26 protein-coding genes and 1 pseudogene are annotated in these 25570 nt (G+C 65.2%); 13 read left to right on the forward strand and 14 right to left on the reverse strand.

The genetic code is table 11. The annotated features are described in order from the left end of the window. Positions 1 to 74: 74 nt before the first annotated feature. On the forward strand, positions 75 to 683 hold the full coding sequence (locus IWX64_RS14560; protein ID WP_196867853.1) for a hypothetical protein: 609 nt from the start codon (positions 75 to 77) through the stop codon (positions 681 to 683). 14 nt (positions 684 to 697) lie between these two features. Here IWX64_RS14560 and IWX64_RS14565 read toward each other — a convergent pair whose 3' ends face one another. After that, positions 698 to 1579 (reverse strand): hypothetical protein, encoded by an 882-nt coding sequence (locus IWX64_RS14565; protein ID WP_196867854.1) that lies wholly within the window; start codon positions 1577 to 1579, stop codon positions 698 to 700. Positions 1580 to 1586: 7 nt separating this feature from the next. Beyond that, positions 1587 to 2546 carry a 2,3,4,5-tetrahydropyridine-2,6-dicarboxylate N-succinyltransferase gene (gene dapD, locus IWX64_RS14570; protein ID WP_196867855.1) on the reverse strand — a complete coding sequence of 320 codons (960 nt, stop codon included), beginning with the start codon at positions 2544 to 2546 and terminating at the stop codon, positions 1587 to 1589. A 33-nt stretch (positions 2547 to 2579) separates the two neighbouring features. On the opposite strand from dapD, the gene dapE reads away from it, so the two are divergent. Continuing rightward, positions 2580 to 3671, forward strand: a complete 1092-nt coding sequence (dapE, locus tag IWX64_RS14575) for a succinyl-diaminopimelate desuccinylase (protein WP_196867856.1) — start codon at positions 2580 to 2582, stop codon at positions 3669 to 3671. Between the two features lie 99 nt (positions 3672 to 3770). On the opposite strand, the gene IWX64_RS14580 is transcribed toward dapE, so the two are convergent. The 4 genes from IWX64_RS14580 to IWX64_RS14595 form a co-directional block, all read right to left on the reverse strand. Beyond that, entirely contained in the window at positions 3771 to 4637 is an 867-nt protein-coding gene (locus tag IWX64_RS14580; protein ID WP_196867857.1) for an amino acid ABC transporter permease, read from the reverse strand. Then, complete coding sequence (locus IWX64_RS14585) at positions 4634 to 5308, reverse strand: amino acid ABC transporter permease (RefSeq protein ID WP_196867858.1); 675 nt, start codon at positions 5306 to 5308, stop codon at positions 4634 to 4636. Before IWX64_RS14585 ends, IWX64_RS14580 begins: the two co-directional genes overlap by 4 nt. 81 nt (positions 5309 to 5389) lie before the next feature. Then, positions 5390 to 6235, reverse strand: coding sequence for a glutamate ABC transporter substrate-binding protein (locus IWX64_RS14590; protein WP_196867859.1), 846 nt, complete (start codon positions 6233 to 6235; stop codon positions 5390 to 5392). 52 nt (positions 6236 to 6287) lie between these two features. Next, a complete protein-coding gene (locus IWX64_RS14595; RefSeq protein ID WP_196867860.1) occupies positions 6288 to 7076 on the reverse strand; it encodes an amino acid ABC transporter ATP-binding protein in 789 nt (262 codons plus the stop codon). Between the two features lie 119 nt (positions 7077 to 7195). On the opposite strand from IWX64_RS14595, the gene IWX64_RS14600 reads away from it, so the two are divergent. The 4 genes from IWX64_RS14600 (at position 7196) to IWX64_RS14615 (ending at position 9246) form a co-directional block, all read left to right on the forward strand. Further along, entirely contained in the window at positions 7196 to 7981 is a 786-nt protein-coding gene (locus IWX64_RS14600; RefSeq protein ID WP_196867861.1) for a TIGR00730 family Rossman fold protein, read from the forward strand. A gap of 42 nt (positions 7982 to 8023) precedes the next feature. Continuing rightward, a complete protein-coding gene (locus tag IWX64_RS14605) occupies positions 8024 to 8347 on the forward strand; it encodes a DivIVA domain-containing protein (RefSeq protein ID WP_196867862.1) in 324 nt (107 codons plus the stop codon). Beyond that, positions 8344 to 8922, forward strand: a complete 579-nt coding sequence (locus IWX64_RS14610) for a DNA-3-methyladenine glycosylase I (protein ID WP_334683330.1) — start codon at positions 8344 to 8346, stop codon at positions 8920 to 8922. The genes IWX64_RS14605 and IWX64_RS14610 overlap by 4 nt, the downstream gene beginning before the upstream one ends. Before the next feature lie 156 nt (positions 8923 to 9078). After that, positions 9079 to 9246: a DUF3117 domain-containing protein gene (locus IWX64_RS14615; RefSeq protein WP_167993928.1), complete on the forward strand. Its 168-nt coding sequence runs from the start codon at positions 9079 to 9081 to the stop codon at positions 9244 to 9246. Between the two features lie 135 nt (positions 9247 to 9381). Here the strand turns inward: IWX64_RS14615 and IWX64_RS14620 are convergent, their stop codons facing one another. Continuing rightward, positions 9382 to 10026, reverse strand: coding sequence for an O-methyltransferase (locus tag IWX64_RS14620; protein WP_196867863.1), 645 nt, complete (start codon positions 10024 to 10026; stop codon positions 9382 to 9384). Between the two features lie 302 nt (positions 10027 to 10328). Here IWX64_RS14620 and sigE point away from each other — a divergent pair, with 302 nt between their 5' ends. From sigE to IWX64_RS14635, 3 genes are read left to right on the forward strand one after another with little or no spacing between them, the layout of a single operon-like run. Then, a complete protein-coding gene (gene sigE / locus IWX64_RS14625) occupies positions 10329 to 10961 on the forward strand; it encodes an RNA polymerase sigma factor SigE (RefSeq protein ID WP_196867864.1) in 633 nt (210 codons plus the stop codon). Between the two features lie 5 nt (positions 10962 to 10966). Further along, positions 10967 to 11938 (forward strand): zf-HC2 domain-containing protein, encoded by a 972-nt coding sequence (locus IWX64_RS14630; protein ID WP_196867865.1) that lies wholly within the window; start codon positions 10967 to 10969, stop codon positions 11936 to 11938. Between the two features lie 41 nt (positions 11939 to 11979). Next, the gene (locus IWX64_RS14635) at positions 11980 to 12441 is read left to right on the forward strand and encodes a twin-arginine translocase TatA/TatE family subunit (protein WP_196867866.1); all 462 of its coding nucleotides are present in this window, start codon (positions 11980 to 11982) and stop codon (positions 12439 to 12441) included. A 51-nt stretch (positions 12442 to 12492) separates the two neighbouring features. Here IWX64_RS14635 and IWX64_RS14640 read toward each other — a convergent pair whose 3' ends face one another. From IWX64_RS14640 to IWX64_RS14650, 3 genes are read right to left on the reverse strand one after another with little or no spacing between them, the layout of a single operon-like run. Next, positions 12493 to 13626 (reverse strand): Mrp/NBP35 family ATP-binding protein, encoded by a 1134-nt coding sequence (locus IWX64_RS14640; protein WP_334683331.1) that lies wholly within the window; start codon positions 13624 to 13626, stop codon positions 12493 to 12495. Then, a complete protein-coding gene (locus IWX64_RS14645) occupies positions 13623 to 14216 on the reverse strand; it encodes a DUF1003 domain-containing protein (RefSeq protein ID WP_196867867.1) in 594 nt (197 codons plus the stop codon). Before IWX64_RS14645 ends, IWX64_RS14640 begins: the two co-directional genes overlap by 4 nt. Continuing rightward, positions 14209 to 15489 carry a magnesium transporter MgtE N-terminal domain-containing protein gene (locus IWX64_RS14650; protein ID WP_196867868.1) on the reverse strand — a complete coding sequence of 427 codons (1281 nt, stop codon included), beginning with the start codon at positions 15487 to 15489 and terminating at the stop codon, positions 14209 to 14211. Before IWX64_RS14650 ends, IWX64_RS14645 begins: the two co-directional genes overlap by 8 nt. Positions 15490 to 15607: 118 nt before the next feature. Here IWX64_RS14650 and IWX64_RS14655 point away from each other — a divergent pair, with 118 nt between their 5' ends. Further along, positions 15608 to 16432, forward strand: a complete 825-nt coding sequence (locus IWX64_RS14655; RefSeq protein WP_196867869.1) for a general stress protein — start codon at positions 15608 to 15610, stop codon at positions 16430 to 16432. 238 nt (positions 16433 to 16670) lie between these two features. On the opposite strand, the gene IWX64_RS14660 is transcribed toward IWX64_RS14655, so the two are convergent. Then, positions 16671 to 18257, reverse strand: a complete 1587-nt coding sequence (locus IWX64_RS14660; RefSeq protein ID WP_334683332.1) for an aminopeptidase P family protein — start codon at positions 18255 to 18257, stop codon at positions 16671 to 16673. Between the two features lie 78 nt (positions 18258 to 18335). Between IWX64_RS14660 and IWX64_RS14665 the strand changes: the two genes are divergently transcribed. Continuing rightward, a complete protein-coding gene (locus tag IWX64_RS14665) occupies positions 18336 to 19181 on the forward strand; it encodes a PHP domain-containing protein (RefSeq protein ID WP_196867870.1) in 846 nt (281 codons plus the stop codon). A 13-nt stretch (positions 19182 to 19194) separates the two neighbouring features. Here the strand turns inward: IWX64_RS14665 and IWX64_RS14670 are convergent, their stop codons facing one another. From IWX64_RS14670 to IWX64_RS14680, 3 genes are all read right to left on the reverse strand, one after another. Further along, on the reverse strand, positions 19195 to 20097 hold the full coding sequence (locus IWX64_RS14670) for a DNA-methyltransferase (RefSeq protein WP_196867871.1): 903 nt from the start codon (positions 20095 to 20097) through the stop codon (positions 19195 to 19197). A gap of 7 nt (positions 20098 to 20104) precedes the next feature. Continuing rightward, positions 20105 to 21832 carry a DEAD/DEAH box helicase gene (locus IWX64_RS14675; protein WP_442859064.1) on the reverse strand — a complete coding sequence of 576 codons (1728 nt, stop codon included), beginning with the start codon at positions 21830 to 21832 and terminating at the stop codon, positions 20105 to 20107. Between the two features lie 248 nt (positions 21833 to 22080). Then, positions 22081 to 23583, reverse strand: coding sequence for an RNB domain-containing ribonuclease (locus tag IWX64_RS14680; RefSeq protein WP_196867872.1), 1503 nt, complete (start codon positions 23581 to 23583; stop codon positions 22081 to 22083). Positions 23584 to 23678: 95 nt separating this feature from the next. On the opposite strand from IWX64_RS14680, the gene IWX64_RS14685 reads away from it, so the two are divergent. Both IWX64_RS14685 and IWX64_RS14690 read left to right on the forward strand, forming a co-directional pair. Further along, positions 23679 to 24452 carry a ferritin-like fold-containing protein gene (locus tag IWX64_RS14685; protein WP_196867873.1) on the forward strand — a complete coding sequence of 258 codons (774 nt, stop codon included), beginning with the start codon at positions 23679 to 23681 and terminating at the stop codon, positions 24450 to 24452. 348 nt (positions 24453 to 24800) lie between these two features. Next, positions 24801 to 25478: pseudogene (locus IWX64_RS14690) on the forward strand (HNH endonuclease); the annotation flags it as partial. Positions 25479 to 25570: the final 92 nt, after the last annotated feature.

Below are 25570 nucleotides of genomic sequence, written 5' to 3' on the forward strand. Positions count from 1 at the left end.
AGGTCTACCCTTGAAGGCAGCGGGCCGAGCCCAGGACCGGGTACCGGGAGGGCTTGCCGGGAAAGGTTGTGCTGATGATGTCCACCGGTGGGCCCGGATGGCAGGTCGTTGCTGGTTCATCGCGGGTGCTGCTGTTCGCTCTGTACCTGCGGGACTGCGCCGGGCTGGAGGCGGTGGGAAGCCCCCTGCTGCCGCCGGTGATCCCTCCGGTGCGCAGGGCAGACCCATGTCAGCTGGTGCACGCGGCGGGTGGGCTGACGGTCCTGCGGATCGAATGGGAGACCTGGTGGTATCAGCTGGTGGGAGATTGCTTCGACGCCAAGGCGACCGCTCCGGGGTTCCCTGAACTCGATTCGCTCCCGGCGTTGCAGCTTCTTGCTCGTGCCCACTACGGGGCGGGCCTTGACTGGGCCCGCGAACGGCGGACGGAGTACGTTGCCATGGCCGAACGTCGCGGCGGTAGCTTACGGCAGCCGGAACCTTTCGATCAGCTGGTTCATGAGCGGGAGCTGGAACTGGGCAGGGACGCACGGCCTTTCACGTTGCGGGTGGTTGAACTTCCGCTCAGCGAGGCGCGGGCATGGTTCGTCGAACCCGGTACCCTCCTGATGAGTCAGGACCTCGCCACCGACCCGCCGACCTTCAGCAGCTACGTGCGACCGGTGGTCGAACTGCTCGCTTAAAGCTAGAACTAGGACTAGGGCTGTTCGCCGTCGTCGCCAGCGAGCTCGATGCGGATCTGTCCGGTGGTCGTGTCGACGGCGGTCCATCCGTGCCCGGCACGGGTCCATTCGAGGCCTCCGAAGGCTACCGACTCGATGTGCAGCGCCTTCGCGTTGGCGACCGCCCACTGCGCCGCCGCCCAGCCGGTTGCGCCGGTGGCTTCGAGGATGAGCGATCGGTCATCCACCACCGTCGAGCCGAGTGATCCGAAGGCAGTCGCCGCCGCAACCTGGACTGACTCAGGGTCCCCCACCTGGTCGGCACCGCGCAGCACACAGTTGAGCGACGCGGGGGAGTTGCCGGTGAGGGCCGAAGCGAACGCCCGGCCCTCCGCCTCATGGTCGGCGTAGGCGTCAGGCAGCGCGCTGCGCTGCACCGCCTGCGCAGCCTCAGTGATGGGCAGCGACTCGTACCCCGGAATGTCCAGCAGGGCGTCGTAAAACGCGCCGGCAGCATAGAGCGGGTCCTGCACCTGATCGTCGGTACCCCACCCCTGGGAGGGGCGCTGCTGGAAAAGACCCCGCGAGTCTGGGCCGGCGTCGTCCCCGTAGTCGAGGTTGCGCAGCCCCGACTCCTGGACGGCCGTGGCCAGCGCAATCGATGCGGCGCGGGCGGGAAGGCCACGCGCCACCGCCACCGCCACGATCAGGGAGGCGTTCTGTGCCTGTTCGAGGCCCAGCTCGTACGTGTCGTTGCCGACGACGGCGGTGCACCGTTCCCGCACCAGGACCTCCGAGGAATTCACCTGGCTGACGGCGAGGTAGATCCCACCCGTCAACACCGCCAGCAGAATGACGAGGACAATCGCAGTCTTCCGGCGGCGGCGTCGACGTGCCTCGGCCTTCGTGTACGCCATCGGCTAACTAGTTGGCGTGCAGCACTGAGTTCAGGGCGACGCCGTGGCCGCTGCGGGGACGGGCTTCGACGACGCCGGTGGCCGAGTTGCGGAGGAACAGGAGGTGCGATTCGCCGGAGAGCTCGGACGCCTTGATCACGCGCGCGTCCGGCAGGGTCACCTTGGTGCCGGCGGTGATGTACAGCCCGGCTTCGACGACGCAGTCGTCGCCCAGGGAGATACCGATGCCGGCCTGCGCACCGAGGAGGCACCTCTCGCCGATGGAGACGCGTTCCTTGCCCCCGCCGGAGAGGGTGCCCATGATGGAGGCCCCGCCGCCGATGTCCGAACCGTCGCCCACCACCACTCCGGCGGAAATACGGCCCTCAACCATCGAGTGTCCGAGGGTACCGGCATTGAAGTTGACGAATCCCTCGTGCATCACCGTGGTTCCGTCGGCGAGGTGGGCGCCCAGGCGAACCCGGTCGGCGTCAGCAATACGGACGCCGGTGGGCACCACGTAATCAACCATCCGGGGGAACTTGTCCACCCCGTAGACCACCACGGCGCCGCGGGAGCGCAACCGCAGGCGGGTGGTGTCAAAGTCCTTCACCGGGCAGGGGCCGAAGTTGGTCCACACCACGTTGGCCAGGAGGCCAAACAGTCCGTCGAGGTTGATCGAGTTGGGAGCGGCGAGCCGATGGGACAGCAGGTGCAGACGCAGGTAGGAATCGGCAGCGTCGGCTGGCGGGGCATCCAGATCGCTCTGCACCTGGACGACCTCCTGGCTGGTGCCGCGGAGGTCATCGGGGCCGGCCAGGGCGGTAAGGGAGTCCCTGAGATCCTCCTGGGTGGAACCGCCAAGCTCCGGGCGGGGGAACCACACGTCGAGGACTGTGCGGTCGGCGGTGAGGGTCGCCAGGCCTAGTCCGTGGGCTGAGCGGGGGCCAGAATGGGCTGGGGCGGGAGCTGTGGCTCGTTCAGTCATGGCCTCAAGTCTACCGAGCGATAGGCTGGATCAATGACCGCACACCTTCCCCCCGCCCTTGATCTGACCGCCGATGTTGCCCTCCTGACCGCCTCGCTGCTGGACATCGAGAGCGTTTCTGGGAACGAGCTCACCCTTGCCGATGCCGTTGAGACCGCACTGCGGGGGTACCCCCACCTGGAGGTGGTGCGCGACGGCGACTCGATAATCGCCCGGACCTCGCTGGGCCGGGCGGAACGGGTGATCCTCGCGGGCCACCTGGATACTGTCCCCCTGCCGACGGTGCCGGGCTCCCGCGGCACCGTGCCGAGCACCTGGGACGGGGAGGTTCTCTACGGCCGTGGCGCGACCGATATGAAGGGCGGCGTGGCGGTGCAGCTGGCCCTGGCCGCAGAGCTGACCGCGCCCGCCCGCGACATCACCTATGTGTTTTACGACCATGAGGAAGTGGAGGCCTCGCTCAGTGGGCTGGGCCGACTGGTCGAACGGTTCCCGGACTGGCTGACGGCCGACTTCGCTGTCCTGCTGGAACCCACCGACGGCACCGTGGAGGGTGGGTGCAACGGCACCGCCCGTTTCAACGTGACCACCACCGGGCGGGCCGCGCACTCCGCCCGGGCCTGGATGGGGGAGAACGCCATCCACGCCGCAGCCGACATCCTCGCCCGGCTTCGGGACCACGAGCCGTTGACTGTCGACGTCGATGGCCTGGCCTACCGCGAAAGCCTCAACGCCGTGATGATCAAGGGTGGCACAGCGGGGAACGTCATTCCGGACCGGACGGTGATTGAGGTCAACTACCGGTTTGCGCCGGACAAGACGCCCGACGACGCCGAGGCTTACGTCAGGGCAGTGCTGGCGGGCTACAACATCGAACGAACTGATGCAGCAGCCGGCGCACGTCCGGGCCTGAACCATCCGGCGGCCGCCGACTTCGTTGCGGCGGTGGGAGCCGAGCCCAAGCCGAAGTACGGCTGGACCGACGTCGCAAGGTTCAGCGAACTGGGTATCCCCGCCGTGAATTTTGGGCCCGGCGACCCCTTGCTGGCCCATTCCGACAATGAGCATGTGAGCGCCGACGAGATCAGGCAGTGTCTGGGTGCCCTGCGGACCTGGCTGGGCTAAAGCCCCTCTTCCGCAAGGCTCCATGACGCAAAGAGTGCGGCTACACCCCTGGGGGTGTAGCCGCACTCTTTTGTATCGCGAAGTAATCCTCGCGGGCGATCAGGGTACTGGGGCAGCGGCCGCCAGTTCCGGATCCTCGGTCTTCTTCACCTTGCGCCCGGTTCTGAAGCTCAGGAGCGTGGAGAGCTTGTTGGCAACCGATGACAGGATGAAGTTGATCAGGATGAAGATGAACGCTGCGATCAACAGGGACTGCAGGAGGTTTCCTTCACCCACGCCGAGTCGACGTGAGTACTGCAGCAGCTCGGCGTAGCCAATGATGTAACCCAGCGCGGAGTCCTTGAGGATGACCACGAACTGGCTGACCATTGCCGGGAGCATTGCCACCAGCGCCTGGGGAATCTCGACGCTGCGCAGTGACTTGCCGGGCGTCATGCCGATCGCCATGGCTGCCTCGCGCTGGCCCTTGGGCAGGCCGTGCACACCCGAACGGACCAGCTCGGCGATTACCGAACCGTTGTAGAGAGTCAGCGCCGTGACAACGGACACGAAAATCGGATCCTCAATGAATGGCACCTGCGACAGTGCCAGCCACAGGAAGATCATCATCAGCAGGACCGGGACAGCGCGAAGGAATTCGACCACCAGTCCGGCAAACCAGCGGATCGGGGCGATGTGGGACAAACGGCCGATACCGAACAGTAGACCGAAGGCGATTGACGTTACGACCGCCACCGCTGCTGCCTTGAGGGTGCTGAGAAGGCCGGGGAGGATAAAGAACTCCCAGGTCCGCCACTCAAGGAAGGGAGTCCATTTTGCTGCGGCGAATTGCCCTTGCCCGGCCAGAGCGACGACGACGAAGGCCAGGAGCCCGACGACCAGCAGGACGCCGGCAATGTTGCCGAGGAGAATGCGGCGCTTGCCCTTGGGCCCGGGGGCATCGAATAGAACCTGTTGAGCGCTCATCGTGCCACCGCCAGTTTCTTCGACAACCAGGTTGTCAGCAGGCCAATGGGAACCACGATGATCACGAACCCCATGGCGAAGACGAAGAAGATCGGGATCACCAGGTCGCCTCTGAACTCGATCATTTCCTTCATCAGGTTCGATGACTCGACGACAGACCCGGCAAATGCGACAGTCGAGTTCTTGGTGAGGGCGATCAGGACGTTACCCAGCGGTGCGACGGCGCCGCGGAGCGCCTGGGGGAGGATGACCAGGCGTGCAGCCGGGAGGAAGCTGAGCCCGATGGCACGGGCGGCTTCGGCCTGGCCGAGCGGGACGGTGTTCACGCCGCTGCGGATCGCTTCACAGACGAAAGCGGCGTGGTAGATACTCAGCCCCAGGATGGCGAGGCGGAGAAAGTTCACCTGGAAGTCTTCGGCCAGGACAACGTTCAACTGCCCCCAGAGCCCGAGAACACCGAAGGCAATAATCACCGTGAGCGGTGTGTTCCGGAAGATGTTCACGTACGCAGCCCCGAACCACTGCAGGCTGGCGATCGGCGAGATGCGCATCAGCGCAAGAATGGTTCCCAGGATGAATGACCAGATAGCGGCCCAAAACGTCAGCTGGATATTGACCCAGAACGCTCCTGCGACGTCGTACGTCTCAAAGAGCGATAGGAAATTATCCATGGTTCACCTCTTCCGTGGTGGTGAAATGCCTTGACGGGGCGACCACAGGGTCACCCCGCCAAGGCATTAAACGGTTGGAGCCTAGGCGCAGGCGTCAGGTTCTGGTGGGTTCAGTTCGTCGTTGTATGAGTAGTCAGCACCCTCGGTGTTGGCCATGATGGCCTCTTCCCAGGCGCCGTCGTCGATCATCTGGACGATCGCGGCGTTGATGTCTTCACACATGTCGCTGCCCTTGGGGAGGCCAACTCCGTAGTTCTCCTCGGAGAACGGGTTGCCGACCACCTTGAAGTTGCCAGCGTTGGCTTCCTGGGAGGCGAGGCCGGCCAGGATGATGTCATCGGTGGTGACGGCGTCAATCTGGCCGCCGCCCATCAGTGAGACACACTCCGCGTAGCCGGGCTGCTCCACCAGGTTCGCGTCAGCGCCGAACTCTTCGTTGATGCGGGCGGCCGAGGTTGAACCGGCAACTGAGCAGAGGTTCTTGCCGGTCAGCGCCTCCGGGCCCGTAATCTCTTCATCGTCGGCGCGGACGAGGAGGTCCTGGCCAGCGACGAAGTAGGGTCCGGCGAAATCGACGGTCTCTTTGCGCTCGTCGGTGATGGAGTAGGTCGCGAAGATCATGTCCACCTCGCCGGTGGAGAGCAGGTTTTCACGGTTGGCTGAGGGAGCCTCAACGAATTCGATCTGATCCTCTTCGTAGCCAAGTTCAGCGGCTACGTACTTGGCCACGTCGACGTCGAAGCCGGAGTACTCGCCGCCCTCATCGAAGCCGAGTCCCGGCTGGTCGAACTTGATACCGATGCGGATGCTGTCGGAGGCTGCTTCCGAACCGGTGTCGTCGCTGGCCTCGTCCCCTCCGCCACAGGCGGAAAGGGTGAGTGCGGCTGCAGCAGCCATGGCGGCTACTGCATAACGGGGCTTGCGCATGATTTCTCCTTGCGTTCGTCTATTTATTGAAATTTTTTCGGTGCGGTGGCAGCTAGTGCGCAAGAATCTTGCCGAGGAAATCCTTGGCACGGGGGCTCTGGGGGTTGGTGAAGAACTCTTCGGGAGTGGCTTCCTCGACGATCTGGCCATCGGCCATGAAGATCACCCGGTCGGCAGCCTTCCTGGCGAAGCCCATCTCGTGGGTGACCACGATCATGGTCATGCCCTCCTTGGCCAGGGTGACCATGGCGTCGAGCACCTCGTTGATCATCTCGGGGTCGAGCGCGGAGGTCGGTTCGTCGAACAACATCACCTTAGGCTGCATGGCAAGCGCCCGGGCGATCGCGACACGCTGCTGCTGGCCGCCGGAGAGCTGGGCTGGCAGTTTCTGGGCCTGGTTGTCAACGCCAACCCGTTTCAGCAGGGACATAGCGAGCTCTTTGGCCGCGCCGCTCTTCATGCCCTTGACCTTGATCGGGCCGAGGGTCACGTTCTCGAGGATGGATTTGTGCGCAAATAGGTTGAAGGACTGGAACACCATCCCGACGTCGGCACGGAGCTTCGCCAGTGCCTTGCCTTCGGCGGGCAGTTCGACACCATCGATGCGGATTTCGCCGTCGTCGATGGTTTCCAGCCGGTTGATGGCACGGCACAGGGTCGACTTTCCGGAACCGGACGGACCAATGACCACCACCACCTCCCCGCGGGCAACCTCAAGGTTGATGTCCTGCAGCACGTGCAGGTCGCCGAAGTGCTTGTTGACGTTCTTCAGCAGTACGAGCGGCGTCTGCGCCGATGCTGCAGTGGACCCGGACGAGTTTGCTTCGAAATCACTGGTCATAGTGATGAATGTAGCGAAGGATTGGCTGCTGGCAAGACACCTTGGTGCCGAATGTCGAAATCGTGACTCAAGAGCAACCAAGACGGAGAGGGGTTGCGGTGGACCGATAGGCTCAAAAGATGCCTTCCAATGAGTTCACCCAGGATCCAGTACCGACCACTGCCACCCCTACGCCGACCCGGCGCCGAGGGCAGGTCGAGTTGCGCCGCGGCCAGACCAAGGCAACCCAATCAGACCGGTATCTGCTCGATTCCGGTGGCGGCAACCACTTCACCAAGACGGACCCGTGGCGGGTGCTCCGCATCCAGAGCGAGTTCGTGGAAGGTTTCGGCACCCTTGCGGAGTTGGGCCCGGCGATCAGCGTGTTCGGATCCGCCCGCACCCCACGGGATTCACCGTTCTACGCGATCGGTGAGGAGGTGGGTCGCCGGCTGGTGGAAACGGGCTACGCGGTGATCACCGGTGGCGGACCGGGCGCCATGGAAGCAGCCAACAAGGGTGCGTGCGAGGCGGGCGGCATGTCGGTGGGCCTGGGTATTGAGCTGCCGTTCGAGCAGGGGATGAACGAGTGGGTGGACCTGGGCGTCAACTTCAGGTACTTCTTTGCCCGCAAAACGATGTTCGTGAAGTACGCCCAGGGCTTCATCGTGCTGCCGGGTGGTTTCGGCACACTGGATGAACTCTTCGAGGCGATGACCCTGGTCCAGACCCAGAAGGTGACCTCCTTCCCGATCGTCCTGATCGGCACCGAATTCTGGACACCACTCTGGGACTGGGTCCGCGGCAGTCTGTTGGCGAACGGGATGATCTCCGCCAAGGATCTGGACCTGGTCCATCTGGTGGACGACCCGGCCGAAGCGGTCCGGTTGGTGCGCGCGGACACCGCCTCCCATGTCTCACCCTGACGGAGGAGCCGTCGCTGATCCTGGGGTGGGTATCTTAGAACGGTGAGCATTTTCCTTGTCCTGGTCGCGGTAGCAGTTCTCGGCGCGGTGGCGTTTGCGTTGCTGGATGGGCGCCGCGCCGGTGGACAGGACGCAACGCCCGCCGCCAACTTCGCAGGGCTGGTTGAACCCACTCCATCCCTGCCTGCGGTGTTGTTGCCTGACGAACCGGACGCTGCCGACGTCGGAGCGGTCCGGTTCGCGCCAGCCCTGCGCGGATACCGGATGGACCAGGTCGACGAGGTCCTCGATCGGCTGGCGACAGTGCTGGAGGAGCGCGACGCGACGATTGCCGAGCTTCGCCAGGCACGCCAGGATTACCCGTGAGCGCCGGTGTCCGTGGCGAGGACGGCCTGATTCGCTGTGACTGGGCGGATTCAACCGCGGAATACCGGAGGTACCACGACGAGGAATGGGGCCGGTCCGTCGCCGGTGAGGCGGCACTTTTCGAACGGCTCAGCCTCGAAGCTTTCCAGTCGGGTCTGAGCTGGCTCACGATCCTGCGCAAACGGGACGCCTTCCGGGCCGCGTTCAGCGCGTTCCAGCCATCAGCGGTGGCTGATTTCGACGACGACGACGTCGAGCGCCTATTGCAGGACCAGGCGATCGTCCGCAACCGGGCCAAGATCCTCGCCACCATCGCCAACGCCCGCGCACTCCAGCAACTCCCGCCGGGGGAGTCCCTGGGCATACTGCTGGAACAACACCGTCCGGCGCCCCGGCCGGCACCGGCCACTCTGGCCGATGTTCCTGCGGTGGTCCCGGAATCGGTGGCTTTGGCCAAGGCCTTGAAGGCCCGCGGGTTCCGGTTTGTCGGGCCCACCACCGGGTATGCGATGCTTCAGGCCACGGGGTACGTGAACGACCATCTGCGCCACTGCTGGGTGCGGGGTTCGATGTGACCCACGACGCACCGCGATTCGCCCACTCAGCCCACGTGTTGGATAATGAACAAGGATCATTGCGCGGGGGCCAGCATGCCGCCGTGTACGTGAAGTTAATTTTCGTTGACGGGCGGCCGGGGATCCCGGGCGCGCACTTGTGAAGGGATACTCCTTATGGCTGCGATGAAACCGCGGACCGGCGATGGGCCGATGGAAGTCACCAAAGAGGGACGCAGCCTGATTATGCGGGTCCCGATCGACGGCGGCGGGCGGCTCGTTGTCGAGCTCAACGCGGAAGAAGCGGGCAAGCTCAAGGACTGTCTCCTCACCGTCACCGAGTAGTCAGCGGTCCGTCATCACGATGACGGACCGATCCTGTCGCGGTGAGTCAGCTGCCGCGGAGAGTGACCAGAACCGACAGCGACCGGTACCGACCGCGGCCGAATCACCCCATGGGTGGTCGGCCGCTGTCGCGTCTCAGCGGCTGGTTGGCATCTTGACGGCGAGCAACAGCCCATGGCCGGTCGGAAGCAGCGCTGTGACCAATTGGTCGTGATCGCGAATGGTGCGGCCCACCTGGCGCGTGACGTTCGTCGATTCGTCCCTGATGGCGGGGTCCGCTACCCGGTCCTGATCCAGCGCATCGTTGAGCATCAGCATGCCGCCGGGCTTGAGCAGGCGAATGGCCTGGTTCACGTAGAGCGGGAGACCTGCCTTGTCAGCGTCGATGAAGACCAGGTCATACGCGGCGTCGGTCAGGCGTGGCAGCACGTCGGCTGCCCGGCCCGAGATGGTACGGGTCCGGTTGCCCGGCACGCCTGCTTCGGCGTACGCTTCCCGGGCTGCCCTCAAATGGTCGACGTCGGAATCAATCGTGGTCAGGACCGCCTGTGGCCCCAGTCCTCGCAGGATACACACTCCCGAAACGCCCGCTCCCGCGCCGATTTCCACGACAGTCTGCGCCTTCGACGTTGCGGCCAGGACGGTCAGGGCCGCGGCAACACCGGTGCTGACCGGAGTGACCCCGAGTTCGTAGGACCGGTCGCGGGCCCGCAGGAGCACGTCGTCCTCATCGGGGAGTCCCTCGGTGTAGGACCAGCTGCTCTGTTTGTCCGCGCTCATATGTATACCGCTGTCTTCTCGCTCAGGTTGTGTGCACTTCGACGTCCAGCCGCTGGGTGTCCCTGCAGTCGGCGAAAGTTTTCCTTACCAGCGTACTGGGTGCCGGCCCGTGGCCCTATTGTCCGCAGGCCGCGCAGTGCGTGCTGATTCATGACCGCGAGGGCCAAGGGACTGCCGGGTTGATTTTTCAGCGATCTCCCAGCTTGATAGGGCAATATTCAAGTCCGGGCATCCGGTTCTTCATCGGCCGCGAATACCCTGATGAGACGGCAGCAGCCGTCCCACACTGGGAGGAGAGGTTGATGTCCACTTCGCAAACAACGGTGGCCGATTCGACTGCTGCCGATGGAACCCCCGAGACGGAACCTGTTTGGGTGGCGCCGTCCTGGGAAGAGGTAGTGACCGTCCATTCGCCAAAGGTTTACCGTCTTGCCTACCGGCTGACGGGCAACAAGTTCGACGCCGAGGATCTCACGCAGGAAGTGTTTGTCCGGGTCTTCCGGTCACTCGCCAATTTCAAGCCGGGGACGCTCGACGGTTGGCTCCACCGCATCACCACCAACCTGTTCCTCGACCAGGCGCGACGCAAGAGCAGGATCAGGTTCGACGGGCTGACCGAAGAGGCCGAAAGCAGACTTCCGAGCGCTCACCCGGGCCCCGAACGAACCTTCGAGTTCAACAACCTGGACATTGACGTGCAGGCTGCCCTGGAGGAGCTTCCCCCAGATTTCCGCGCCGCGGTGGTCCTCTGCGACCTTGAGGGTCTTGCCTACAACGAGGTCGCGGAGGCGCTCGGCGTCAAGCTCGGAACGGTTCGCTCCCGGATTCACCGCGGCCGCACGATGCTGCGGGAGAAACTCGCCCACCGGGATCCGTCGCTCACCGCGGCGAAGGGTCCGCGGATGCAGATGCCCCGGATTGCAGGTGCCCGTTAGCGGCTATGCGACATCCGAAGCGACATCTAGCTGACTTCGTCGACGGGGAGTTGCCCTCCGGCCGCCGTCGGGCGGTCGAGAACCACCTTGCTCGCTGTGGTTCCTGCCGGGAGATCGTGCAGGGACATCGTGGTGTCCGGAATCGGCTACAGAATTCCGAGATCCCGAGGCCCGACGCCGACCTGGTGGGCCGGATCATGGCCACAGCCCACCACGAACCGGCCAACGCGCCCGTGGACCTGACCGACGACGTCGGGTACCACGGTGAGCAGGCCCGCAGGATGAGCGGGTTCGCGTCGCGTCACCGCACACCCATGGCCGTCGCGGGCGGCCTCGTCGTTGTGGCATTGGCAACCCTGACCGGCGCCTATGTACTGGGTGCTGAATCGGAGGACGACATCCTCGCCGACACGGGCCGGAATGGCGCGCTGATGGCGGGCTGGGAGTCGGTGGCCGCCGAATCACCTTCGGTGCTGAATGCCAGCGAACTCGACGAGCTGAGGGGCGGCGGTTGGTATTGCCCGGACCTGGAGCGGATGGGGTTCACGGTCTCCAGCGCAGAAGCGATCACCGTCGCCGGTCGCCCGGCGCTGATGATGGTGCTCGAGGACGGGGCCAATTCGGTCACCATCTACGAGCAACGGAAACTGGGCAGTGGTCGGCAGCCTGAGGCGTCGCCGCCCATCAACGCCGTCACCGGGAACTCGGTGACTGCGGACGGCTTCGAACGCATCGGCGGGATGCAGCGCCAGCTGTGGGTCCACCCCGGCCACTCCTGGCAGGTGGTGCTCGACTCCCGCTCCGTGACCTACACGGTGATTTCCAGCCTGCCAGCTGCCGAGATGCCCGCGGCCGTCAACCAGCTGGTGCTGGCCGAACACTCGCAGCTCGCCCCCACCACGCCGACCCCCCACGATCCGCTCAGCCGGATCCTTCGCGGCCTCAATAAGTTGGCGCAGCCATCCTCGGGGCAGTGAGCCAAGTAGCTCCTGCCGCCGCAGAAAGGTAGTCTTCATCAGTGTTTGGAATCAACGGGCTCGAGTTTCTGCTGCTGGCGGTCATCGCCGTCATGGTGCTCGGACCCGAACGCCTCCCCGAGTATGCCGGTCAGCTGGGACGGCTGGTCAAGGACCTCCGACGGATGGCCACCGGCGCCCGTGAACAGCTCCGCGACGAGGTGGGTCCGGAACTCGACGAAGTGGACTGGCGGAAGCTCGACCCCCGCCAGTACGACCCTCGCCGGATCATCAAGGAAGCCCTGCTCGACGACGTGCAGGAGGCGTTCAAGCCGGTCAGCGGCGGCGCACCCGGCAGCATCAAGGGGTCAGGTGCCGCGGCATCGGGTGCCGCCGGGTTGGCCACGGGTGGTGCGGTGCCTCCGGTCGAGTCGGGACCACGCGCCCGCCCGATGCCGTCGGTAGCCAGCTCCCCACATCTTTCGGTCGGCGAGCGAGCACCGTTCGATCTGGAAGCGACCTAGGCCACCTGCGCTGACCGCGCTGGTCGTCACTGACCGCTGTGGTCAATCCGCCTAGGTGGGAGTGACCTTCAGCCGCAGGTCGCCGAGCCCGCGTGGACGGCGTGCAAGGGCCCCCGCGATGTCGCGGAGTTCCCGTGCGGCGGCCGAGTCGCTGGCGCCGGCGACGATGGGTTGGCCGCTGTCGCCGCCCTCCCGCAGCGCAACCTCCAGTGGGACACTGCCGAGCAACGGTACCGTATATCCCATCGCATCGGTGAGGCGCCCCGCGAGGGCGGCTCCGCCACCCCTGCCGAAGAGTTCCATCCGTTCCCCGCCGGGGAGCTCAAGCCAGGACATGTTCTCGATGACTCCCGAGACCTTCTGCCCGGTTTGAGCGGCGATGGTGCCCGCCCGCTCGGCCACGTCAGCTGCGGCTGTCTGCGGCGTGGTGACCACGAGCAACTCGGATGAGGGGAGGAGCTGTGCGACCGAGATCGCGATGTCTCCCGTGCCGGGAGGCAGGTCCAGGAAAAGGACATCCAGGTCACCAAAATGCACGTCGCCGAGGAACTGTTCCAGTGCCCGGTGCAGCATCGGTCCTCGCCATGCGACCGGCTGGTTGCCGGTGATGAACATGCCGATGGAGATGACCTTGACGTCCATTGCCACGGGGGGCAGGATCATTTCATCCACCCGGGTGGGCGCCTGGGTGATCCCCATCAGGGACGGCACGGAGAAGCCGTACACATCGGCGTCGACAATCCCAACGCGCAGCCCCTGCGCGGCCATCGCCACCGCAAGGTTCACTGTGACACTGGATTTACCGACGCCGCCTTTTCCGCTGGCCACCGCATAGATCCGGGTAAGGGACCCGGGGTCGTTGAAGGGGATACCCAACCGGTCGCCGGGCCCTTTGAGCTGTTCCTTGAGCCGGTCCCGCTGCTCCTGGGTCATCACCCCTAGCCGGACCTCCACTGCCGAAACGCCCGGCAAGCCGCCAACCGCTGCCTCAACATCCCGGGTAATCGTGCCCCGAAGCGGACAGCCCGCAATGGTGAGCAGAATGTCGACGGTGACCACGCCGTCGTCGAACGCGGTGCCAGCCACCATGCCGAGCTCCGTGATGGGTTTGCGAAGTTCAGGATCGATCACGGTCCCCAGGGCCGCGTCAATTTCCTCCAGCGTTGTAGCTGACGTTTCCGTCACGTCCGGTCTGTCCGGTTGGGTTGGAGTTTTGGCAGGGACGCTGTTTGCTCGCCGCTCCGGCGCCGGGCCTTTTTATGCAGTGCGGTGTCCTTGTCCTCGGTGTCGAGGATCTCCTCGAGCACTGAGCGGAGCTCCGACCTGACGTAGTCGCGGGTGGCAACCTCACGGATGGCGATGCGGAGTTCCGCGATCTCGCGGGTCAGGTACTCGGTGTCGGACAGGTTGCGTTCGGCACGCTGACGGTCCTGGCGGAGTGACACCCGGTCGCGATCGTCCTGCCTGTTCTGGGCCAACAGGAGCAGGGGAGCGGCGTAGGACGCCTGCAGGGACAGCATCAGGGTCAGCAGGGTGAAACCGATCGCGGCGCTGTCGAAACGCAGCCCGCCGGGTGCCCACGAGTTCCAGGCAAGCCAGAGAGCAACGAAAACGGTCATGTAGAACAGGAACTGGGGGGTCCCCATGAACCGGGCAAAGTTTTCGGTGGCGCTGCCGAACCGGTCAGGGTTGGGGCGCAGGCGGGGGAGCCAGCGGGTCCTGCTCTCACGGGGGGTGTCGAGCCCCGTCGCAGTGGTTTTAATTCGCTCAGCCATTTGTTGCTCCCTTTGTCACTCCGGGATAGTCGTTTGCGGCCCGCCAGTCGTCGGGCAGCAGGTGGTCCAGCACGTCGTCGACCGTTACCGCACCGACCAGCCGGCCCTCCTTGTTGACCACGGGAAGGGAGTTCAGGTTGTAGGTGGCAAGGATGCGCGCCACTTCACTGATGTTGGCCTGGTCGCCAACGGGTTCCAGATCGGTATCCACGATGTTGCCCAACTGCTCGGGCGGTGGGAACCGCAACAGCTGCTGGATGTGGACAACGCCCAGGTACCGTCCGGTCGGGGTCTCCAGGGGTGGCCGGCAGACGAAGATCGACGACGCCAGGGCGGGAGTAAGCTCCTCGCGGCGGACATGAGCCAGTGCTTCCGCCACCGTCGCTTCGGGCGGGAGGATGACCGGCACCGTCGTCATCATGGAGCCCGCAGTGTCCTCCTCATACTGAAGCAGCCGCCGGACATCCTCGGCGTCCTCGGGCTCCATCAGCGCCAGCAGATCTTCCTTCTGCGCCTCGGGGAGCTCATTGAGCAGGTCGGCGGCGTCGTCCGGGTCCATTTCCTCAAGGACATCAGCGGCGCGCTCGCGGTTGAGGGACGAGATGATCTGTACCTGGTCGTCGTCGGGCAACTCCTGGAGGATGTCCGCAAGACGGTCGTCTTGCAGTGCGCCAGCGATCTCGGTGCGCCGCTTGTCGCTCATTTCGTGGAGAGCATCAGCGAAGTCGGCCGGTTTCAGGTCCTCATGCTGGGCGACGAACTGGGAGGCACCCTGGGGCTCGGCCGCGTCGCCGTGATAGGCGTCCAGCCAGTCAACGATCAGGCGCTCGCCGCGCCTGAGACCACGCAGGGGTGACGATGCCGTCCCGCGCCTGATGAACACCTGGGACACGTGCCAGTCGCCGGCACGGTCCATCTCGATGGCAATGTCCTCGACCGTCGCCTCACCGCTGTCGTCGCGGAGGGTGACCCGACGGTCGAACAGTTCCCCGACGACCAGCATTTCGGCACCCCGCTGCTCGAAGCGGCGCAGGTTGACCAGCCCGGTACAGATGATCTGGGTGGAGTCAATGGAGGTGACGCGGGTCATCGGCACGAAGACGCGCCGTTTGCCGGGAACCTCAACCACCAGGCCCACCGCCTGCGGGGCGGCATTCGGTCCAAGATCCAGGACGACGGCGTCGCGAAGCCTGCCCAGACGGTCACCCAGGGGGTCGAACACATCGAGGCCAAGCAGGCGCGCCACAAAGACGCGGGTCGGGTTAGTACTCACCTGCCTAGGCTACTTCGGAACAGCTGGTTCTGCGTTATTGAGTCGGGGGCCGGTGGGGGCTAGTTCACTGCGAGCGATACGGGCCCACAGCACAGTCAAAGTGGGCAAGAATAGGATCATGTCAAACGTGCTTGGACGAACGGCGTCACGGGATGAAGGCCGCACCCTGCCCAAAGGCGAGACCGTTGGGAGGTACAGTGCCTACCTGGATGCGCAGAAGGCAGTGGATTTCCTTGCCGACAGTAAATTCCCGGTCCAGAAGGTCTCGATCATCGGCAGCGACCTGAAAATGGTCGAACGGGTCACCGGGCGGCTTAGCTACCCACGGGTGGCTCTTGCCAGCGCGGCTACCGGTGCCTGGTTTGGCTTCTTCGTGGGCCTGATCCTTACCCTGTTTGGCGACGGCGGCACGTACCTGCCGATCATCACCTCGATGGCGCTCGGTGCGGTGTTCTGGATGCTCTTCGGCGTAATCACCTACGCCTTCCAGCGTGGCAAGCGGGACTTCACCTCGACAAGCCAGGTCATCGCGACCAGCTACGACGTCATTGTCGAACCGGATTCGGCGGGCGAGGCCCGTCGCATGCTGCAGCAACTCCCCATGAATGGGCAGTCCCAGCACCCCGCCCGCGCCCCGCAGGGCTGGCAGCCCCCCGCAGCCGGTGGACAACCGCAGCAGCCGACGACGCCGGCCGCCTGGCAGGATCCGCTGGCGCAGCCGCCCCGCAACATGCAGCCTGCCGGCGAGCAGCCGACCGGTTCGCAGGGTTCCGCCGGGGAACCGACCCCGGAGTCAGGCGTGCGACGCGGACAGTTCGCCGATCTCCCAGACGGCCGGCCCCAGTACGGGGTGCGCGTGAGCCAGCCGGACAACGGGCCGGCTCCCGAGACAACCGGGCCGCAGGAACCCAGTGAACCCGCTCAGCAGGATCCGAAGCAGTAAAGCTCCCGCCCGTGCAGGTGACGTCGCGGTAGGCGTCAACTGTCCTGCTGAACGCCTCCGGTGGAGCGCCGGAGTACCCACTGTTCGCCGTCGAGGGCGGTGGCGAACACCACCCGGTAGTCGAGGCTCGCCTCGTTCAAGCGCAGACTCTCCGGATCCAGCTCGAGACCGTGACCGCCCAGCCGGCAGCGCCGTCAGCTCTGCCGGTGACGGCGCTGCCGGCTGGGCGGTCATCGGATTACTCTCCGGTGGGGCTGTAGATGCCCGCCATCCAGGCTTCGACGTCGTCAGCCTCGCGGGGCAGCGCTGCGCTCAGGTTCACGGGACCGTCGGCAGTCATCAGGATGTCATCTTCGATGCGTACACCGATGCCGCGGAACTCCTCGGGCACTGACAGGTCCTCGTCCTTGAAATACAGGCCCGGCTCAATGGTGAACACCATGCCCTCGGTAAGGATCCCCTCCAGGTAGAGCTCACGCTTGGCCTGAGCGCAGTCGTGCACGTCCATGCCGAGGTGATGGCTGGTGCCGTGGGGCATCCAGCGGCGGTGATGCTGGCCGTCCTGGGACAGGGCCACCTCGAGGGATACCGGGAGCAGGCCCCAGGCGTCGAGGCGTTCGGCCAGGACGGTGATCGAGGCCTGGTGGACGTCCCGGAACTTGCGGCCCGGCTGGGCGGCGGCAAACCCGGCGTCGGCCGCGTCGAGCACAGCCTGGTAAATCTTCCGCTGGACGTCCGAGTATTTGCCGTTGACGGGGAGGGTGCGGGTGATGTCGGCGGTGTACAGGCTGTCGGCTTCGACGCCGGCGTCGAGGAGCAACAGGTCACCGGCGTGAACCTGCCCGTTGTTCCGGATCCAGTGCAGCACCGTCGCGTTGTTACCGGACGCGGCGATGGTGTCATATCCCAGATCGTTGCCCTCCTCCCGGGCGCGGGAGAAGAAGGCGCCCTCAACCACACGCTCACCGCGGGGGTGGGTGATGGCGCGGGGAAGTTCCTTGACCACTTCGTGGAATCCGTTGACGGTCGCGGCGACGGCAACCTTCATCTGCTCGACCTCCCACGAATCCTTCAAAAGCCGGAGCTCGGAGAGGGCCTCAGCGAGTTTGCTGTCCAACTCGTCGGACTTCTCCAGATCGACGCCGGTGTTGATCCGGGAGGTATCGACCAGCGCGTCGGCGTTGAAGTCCACCTCACGCAGCAACCGGATCCGCATGCCGCCGACCTCCGGTACTCCCGCATCCTTCGTGACCGCGACCTCCAGTTCGGACAGGTCTGCCGTCTTGATCGACAGCAGTGTCTGGACCTGGGCGTGGGACAGGCGGGATCCGATCCAGAACTCGCCGTACCGCGCGTTGGCGTAAAACTCCGGGTTGTCGTGCCCGGCGAGTTCCTTGAAGTACAGGGTGGCGTGGTGCTGGCCGTCGTCGTCGCCCTGGCCAGCCTCGGTGGGCTCCATGATCAGGACGGCATCCGGCTCGTGGTCAAGCCCGAGACCGGTCAGGTGGGCGAACCCTGAATGTGGCCGGAACCGGTAGTCGGTGTCATTGGAGCGCACCTTGAAAGGTCCGGCAGGGATCACGATCCGCTCGCCGGGGAACTTGTCCGAGATGGTCCGTCGTCGCTTCGCTGCGAAGGGCGCCACCTCCGTCTCGGCGGGCAGTTCAGTGGGCTTCGCTGCCCACTGCTGGGCCATGAAGGCCTTGAAAGCATCCGAATCCGGCCGCTGGGAACGGTTCTCGTTCCGGGCGGCGAGGGGCTGCTCCTCTGGGGTGAGAGGTGTCGCGGCGGTCTGGGACAGGGTGTCGTTCTCTGCAGTACTCACCCCCCTATGATCCCACCGGTACCGGAGGCAACCAAACACTTGTTCATCGGAGCGTCGGCGCGGGCGTAGATTGGTTGGGTGAGAATCGACCTACACACCCACTCGACCGTCTCGGACGGCACCGAAAGCCCAGCCGTGCTGATCAGGGCGGCCCGGAACGCCGGACTCGACGTGGTCGCGCTGACCGACCACGACTCGACCGCTGGTTGGGGGCCGGCTGCCGAGGCTGCGCAGCTGGAGGGAGTGGCATTGATCCCCGGGATGGAGGTCTCCTGCCGGACCGAGACAGGCATCAGCGTCCATGTGCTCTCCTACCTGCATAACCCGCTGAATGCGCCCCTGATGGAGGAGATCCAGAGGTCCAGGGATGCACGGCTGTCGAGGGCGGAGCGCATGGTTGAACGCCTCGGCGCCGACTATCCCATCACCTGGGCCGACGTGCAGGAGCACATTGCCGAGGGCGCAACGGTCGGCCGACCCCACATCGCTGATTCGCTGGTCGCGCTGGGAATCGTCTCAGACCGCAGTGAGGCCTTCAGCCACATCCTCACCGCCGCCTCGCCCTACTGGGTGGGCCACTACGCGCCACACCCCGCGCGGGCCGTGGAGCTGATCCGCCAGGCGGGAGGGGTGGCGGTCTTCGCCCATCCGGTGGCCTCGGCGCGCGGACGGGTGGTGGGCGACGACGTCGTCGGGCAGATGATCGACGCCGGCCTGCAGGGCCTCGAGATTGAGCACCGGGACAACCCGGAGCCGGGACGCCAGGAGCTCCGGCGCATCGCCGCCCAGCACGGGCTTCTCACCACCGGATCCAGTGACTACCACGGGGAGGGGAAACCCAACCGGTTGGGGGAGAACCTGACCTCCCCGGCGGTGCTTGAGCAGATTGAGGCGCTCGCCACCGGTTCCGTCGTCGTCCGCTGACCCGACGCTCGAGCTAGATCTTCGGAGTCCGGTCCGGGCCTGCCGGAGTGGCAGGCTCACAGTACTGGCCGAGCCGGGAGTTCATTACCTCGATCGCCTGGGGGTTCTGGTCCACGCAGACAAAGCGGCGGCCCAGTTTCGCTGCTACCGCTCCCAACGTCCCGGACCCCGCGAAGAAGTCGAGAACCCAGTCGCCTTCGCGGCTGCTGGCCGTGACGGCCCGGCGGAGAAGACCCTCGGGTTTTTGCGTGGGGTAGCCGGTCTTTTCCCGGCCTGTGGGGGAGACGATGGTGTGCCACCAGACATCGGTGGGCAGTTTGCCCAGCGCCGCCTTCTCGGGCGTGACCAGCCCGGGCGCCATGTACGGCTCCCGGTCCACCCCGCTGCTGTCGAAGTAGTAGTTTGCCGGGTCCTTGACGTAGACCAGGATGTTGTCGTGCTTGGCGGGCCACCGGCTTTTCGCCCGTGCACCGTAGTCGTAGGCCCAAATGATCTCGTTCAGGAAGCTTTCGCGGCCGAAGAGCGCATCAAGCATCACCTTGACGTAGTGCACCTCCCGATAGTCCAGGTGCACATACAGGGTTCCGTCATCGGTGAGGAGCCGCCACGCCTCCGCGAGGCGTGGTGCAAGGAACTCCCAGTAGTCCTCGAAGGCATCGTCATAGCTGGCAAGCATGCCCTTGACGGTCGAGTAGCTGTGCCCCTTGAAACCTATCCGGTCCCCGGTCCCATCAAGGTTGCGCACCATCGAGGTTTGCTGGCGCCGCTGAGCCCGCCCCGTATTGAAGGGCGGGTCAACGTAGATCATGGTGAAGGACCTGTCCGGCAGCGTGGGAAGGTAGGTCGCGTTGTCCGCGTGCACCACCAGGTTGCTGCCGTCCGGGCGCCACAGGGGCGCCGGCCCGGGAACGGCCACTGAGTACTTAGCCGTCCGTTCCGGCGGCGGGTTTGTTGACTACCTCGCCATTGCGGCTACGGGTCCGTGAGCGGCTCCGGCGGGGACGGTCGGCTGCAGGAGCGCCGTCGCTGGCGGGCGCGGTCGCCGCTGGCTGCCGTGCCTGTGCTGAATCCTCGCCTGATCCGCCTGATCCGCCTGACCGACGACGTCGGCTACCCGGGGCGTCCCCGGACTTCTGCGAGCCGCGCTGATCGGTGGAACGCGAGCGGTCCCCGCCGCGTGAGCGGTCGTTGCTGCCCGAGCGTTCCGAGCCGCGTCCCCGGCCGGAGCCCTGCGAATCAGCACCGGCGCGGTGCTTCTTGCCGGTTTCGCCCAGATCCTCGAGCGTTTCGGCATTGATGCCGGCCAGAGTTCGTTTGTTGCGGGGGAGCCTGCCCTTGGTGCCCTCGGGAATGTCGAGTTCCTCGTAGAGGTGCGGGGAAGAAGAGTAGGTTTCCACCGGCTCGGCGGCAGCCAGGCCGAGGGCCTTGTTGATCAGGCCCCACCGGGGCATGTCGTCCCAGTCCACGAAGGTGACGGCGGTGCCCTTCTTGCCAGCGCGGCCGGTGCGGCCAACCCGGTGCAGGTACGCTTTTTCGTCCTCGGGGCACTGGTAGTTGATGACGTGGGTGATGTCCTCGACGTCGATACCACGGGCTGCCACCTCGGTGGCGACCAGCACATCGATCTTGTCGCCGCGGAAGGCGCGCAGCGCCTGCTCGCGGGCGCCCTGGCCAAGGTCGCCGTGAATCGCTCCGGCGGCGAACCCACGGTCGATCAATTCTTCCGAAAGCTTCGCGGCGGTGCGCTTGGTCTTGGTGAAGATGATGGTTCGGCCGCGGCCGCGGGACTGTAGGATCCTCGACACGACCTCGGCCTTGTCAAGGTTGTGCGCGCGGTAGATGACCTGGCGGATGTCCTTCTTGGTGATGCCCTCGTCCTCGGGGTCCGCAGCCCGGATGTGGGTGGGTTGCGTCATGTAGCGCCGCGCCATCGCGACGACGGGGCCGGGCATGGTGGCGGAGAACAGCATGGTCTGACGGACCGCAGGAGTACCGGCGATGAGCGTTTCGACATCTGGAAGGAACCCGAGGTCGAGCATTTCGTCGGCCTCGTCCAACACCACCAGCTTCACGTTGGCGAGGGAGAGCAGCTTCTGCCGGTACAGGTCAATGAGTCGACCGGGGGTGCCGACCACAATCTCGGTGCCATTCTTCAGCGCCTCGATCTGTGGCTCGTAGGCCCGTCCGCCGTAGATTGTCACAATCCGCGCGTGCCGCTTCTTGGCAGCAGTGGTGAGGTCGCCGGCAACCTGGACGGCGAGCTCGCGGGTGGGCACCACAATGAGGGCCTGGGGAGCGCCGGGCACGGGGAGGCGGTCGTAGCCGTCGTCCTTGGGGGCAACGACACGCTGCAGTGCGGGGATGCCAAAGCCGAGGGTCTTGCCGGTTCCAGTCTTGGCCTGGCCGATGATGTCATGGCCGCCGAGGGCGATGGACAGGGTCATGGCCTGAATAGGGAAGGGGTGGATGATCCCGGCGTTGGCCAGGGATTCCACAATGTCGGCGCGGACGTTGAAGTCGGCGAACGTTTCCTCCGCCTCCTTATGAGGCTCCTCGGTGGTTACGAGGGTCTCCTCGACGAAGATCTCCTCGTCGCTGTTGTCAGCATGGAGGTGGTGGGTGTCTTGCACCTGGGTGTCATCAATGTTCAATTAAATACCGTTCATTTAGGCCGTGCGGCTGCTTGAACTCGACGGGTGGCTGACGTGTGGTCAGCCCGGAGGAACAGGCGCATGGCGTCCAGTGGAAGCCGATCGCGGGCTTACAACTGCAGGCCGGGGATTCGAGGGAATCCTGCCGGCTAAGAAGAACTCAAGATCGCGTAGGTACTTGCGGGTCAGGGGTTACTAATCAAGATATGACGAGTACGACCGGGCATCCATTACTACGGAAGTTAACTCTACCCTGCCCTGGCGGCGGTACCCGACACGCCGGGCGTGGGCGCACCATTGACCAACTCGAACCGGGTAGTCCGTGTTGGAATATCGGCGATTACCAGCCGTACCCGGACTTCCTCGCCCGCGACCAGTTCACCTTCGCATCTGGCCTCCACCGCGGGGTTGGCCAGCTGGATGGTTCCGACGGGCCGATAGTCGTCGGGGGAGTTCCCGTTCGGTGGCTTCGAAGCGGCGATGACGACGGCGTCGAACTCCTGGCCGACCAGGTTGCTCAGGAGCGCCGCCTCGACGGCGTCCAGGGCGCCCCGCTCCAGTCGGGAGGACAGCTGGTTAGATGAGTTCATCAACGAATTCAGTTCCGGAAGTGCGTCCCGGGCCCACCCGGGGACCTCCGTCCCCGCGCTCAGTGCCGCGCAGATCACCAGCACAAATCTGTCGACCAGCCGGCGCAGCGGGGCTGTGGTGTGGGCATAGGGGGCGGCGATGGCCGCCTGTGTCATGGTGGCGGGCAGGTCGCCGTCGAACGCGGTGTAGCCAGCACCACGGAACAGCGAGGCGGCCGCGTGCATGAGGGACAGCTGGCGCGGTTCGGTGGTGTCGAGGCTTCGCAGGAATTCGCCGTAGGCCATGCTCTCCGGCCAGGGCTTCCCGAGGACCCGGGCCTGATGGCGAAAACGGGCCACCGACTCTTTGTCTGGTGATGGCATAGTCCGAAGCACACCGATCTTTCCGTCGATCATCAGCTGTGCGGCGGCCATTCCGGTCATCAGGGAAATCTGGGCATTCCAGTCCTCGGCGGGCAACGGCGGTGAAGTGAGGATGAAATACCTGTCACCGTCGTTGGCGATTTCCTGCTCGGGAAGGTTCAGGCTGGCACCCCCGCGCAGTCGTTCCAGTTCGATGCGCAACAGGCCCACCTCCCTGAGCAGCACCAGATTCTCGGGTGCGCCCCCGGAGTCGAGGTCCCGTTGCACCTGCTCATACGTCAGTTGGGCCCGGCTGCGAATCGTGGCGCGCTGCAGATCCATGTCCTGCACCTCCCCTTCCGAATCCAGCAGGAACTGCCACACATAGGCTGGGCGTACCTTTTCGGGCAGCAGGCTGGCGGCATCCTCGGAGATCAGCTCAGGATGCAGGGAGATCCGGCCGTCCGGCGCGTAGACGGTCTGACCGCGGCGGCGGGCCTCACGGTCAATGGCACCGCCGGGTGCCACGAAGGCTGGGACGTCTGCAATCGCGTACCAGACGCGGTAGCCGGACCCGTCGCGTTCCAGATGAACCGCCTGGTCCAGATCGGTGGACCCGGGTGGGTCGATGGTGATGAAACCCAGGCCGGTGAGATCGGTCGTTGGGGAGGAGTGGCTGGTGATTGCCCGCCTGGCCTCGTCGAGAACGTCGGGCGGGAAGTCAGCCTCAAGGTTCAACTCTTCACGGAGCAACTGCAGGGAACGAGTCAGCTGAAGCTGCGAGTTCCGGTTCGATAAATCCAGATGCGAGTACGGCACAACCTCAACCGTAATACACCGGGCTCCGGGAACGCAGGGTTGGTGGTGGGACAGATGACCGGGCCCGACGGTTCGGCACCGGTACCCTTAACCCCATGAGTTCAGCGCCGTCCTCCCCATCCGGGCAAGTCACCCCTCAGCAAGCCACCTCCTACGCCGCGGAATCTGGCGCCGTCACTGATGCGGCCACCGGAGTGACGCCGCGGCTTCCCGATGATCCCCGGTACGCGCGGTTCATCGTTGACCTGTTCGGGGTGATGGCCTACGGAGAATTGTCAGGGTTTGAGCGGCTGTCATCGGATGCCCGGTTCTCGCCCACGCTGCATGACCGTGCCACGCTGGGGCGTCTCGCCGTGATCGAGTTTGAGCATTTCGAGATGGTCAGCGCCCACCTGGCCGCCCTGGGGGTGGACGTGGAAACAGCAATGACCCCGTTCCAGCCGTCCATTGACTCCTTCCACGAAAGGACCCGGCCGGGCGACTGGTATGAGTCACTGATGAAGGCCTATGTGATCGACGCGATCTCGGACGACTTCTACACAGCGCTCGCCGGACGGCTGGATGCGCCCACCCGGGAGCTGATCGGCAGAATCCAGTCCGCTGATGAACAGGGCCCGCTCCTGCAGGAGCGACTGCAGGCCGCGCTCGCCGATGACCCACGGTTGGCGTCTCGGCTGGCGCTGTGGGGGCGGCGTCTGGTGGGCGAGGCGCTTACTCAGGCGCAACGGATCGGGATCGAGCGGGCCTTTCTCGGTGCCTTGCTGTTCGCCGGTGCCGAGGAGGACCAGGAAAAGGAGACCCTCCTGCTCTTCTCGCAGCTGACCCGTAATCATTCCCGCCGGATGAGTGTTCTCGGACTGACCGCCTAGCTGTCTTGGGACACCTAGGCTGGGGTTTTCGCCCGCGCTGGTGCTCGCCGCCAGCGGGGCGCAGGTCTTGGACCAGGATCTGCTCCGTATCCGGCCCGCCTTGCCCTTGACGCCGAAGGTAGCGGGTGAGCCTGACAAACTCTCCACGCTGGCCACGGGATTCTCTCAGCACTAGTTCGACCGTCCCCACCGACTACCCGTCCGAAAATAGATCCAGAGATCTCCTTCTGTCCTGGCCCTACCTCGTCGGATAGGCAGATTCCCATCGTTCGAATATTCGTTCGAGAGGTTTGTCCACATAGCCCGGAATTCCGCAGGAATGTCGGTGGGGTTTGGGACAATAGAGGTATGGAAGGCAGCGCAGCTCCATCGCCGAAACGGAAGGGAATCCCCTCCCGGGTGGCGGCTCCGCGGGGCGGCTCTGGTGCTCTTTCTACTGGTGGTGCTGGTCGCAGCGTCGTTGTGGGAGATACGACGGCTGTGGCCGAAGCCCTGAACTCGTTGCGGCCGGCTGTGGATGCGGTGGGGTTGATTGATCAGTTGCGGGACTTGGAGGATCTGAAGTCGGCGATTGCTGGGGTGCAGGCCCGGATCACGGTCGCGATCGACGTGGTCGAACGGCACACCCAAACCCTCGCCGGGGTACCCGCTGCGGAGCGTGGGAAGGGGGTGGGGGCGCAGGTCGCGTTGGCCAGGTGTGAATCCCCGTCCCGGGGCAGCCGGCTCCTCGGCTTGGCGCGGGCGCTGGTGACGGAGATGCCCCACACACTAGCCGCGCTCCACACGGGGCAGTTGAATGAGTGGCGGGCGACCCTGTTAGTGAAAGAGACCGCGTGCCTTAGCAGTGCTGACCGGGCCGCCGTGGATGAAGAGCTCGCAGCTGATACGGGTAGGTTCACCGGGTGTGGGGATAAGGCGGTCGTCGCCGCTGTGAAGGCTGCCGCGTACCGCAGGGATCCCCGGTCGGTGGTGAACCGGGCCGCCCACGCTGTCACGGAGCGGTGTGTGAGTATCCGTCCGGCACCGGGGGCCTGTCAAGTTGTTTGTGTAAGTGAGCGGGCCATTTTTTAGTTGAGGTAGTAGTCGAGGCGTTCAGGGTAGGTGATGGCGAGGTGTCC

It is taken from the genome of Arthrobacter sp. CAN_A212, from assembly GCF_015752345.1.
Taxonomy (GTDB): Bacteria; Actinomycetota; Actinomycetes; order Actinomycetales; family Micrococcaceae; genus Arthrobacter_D.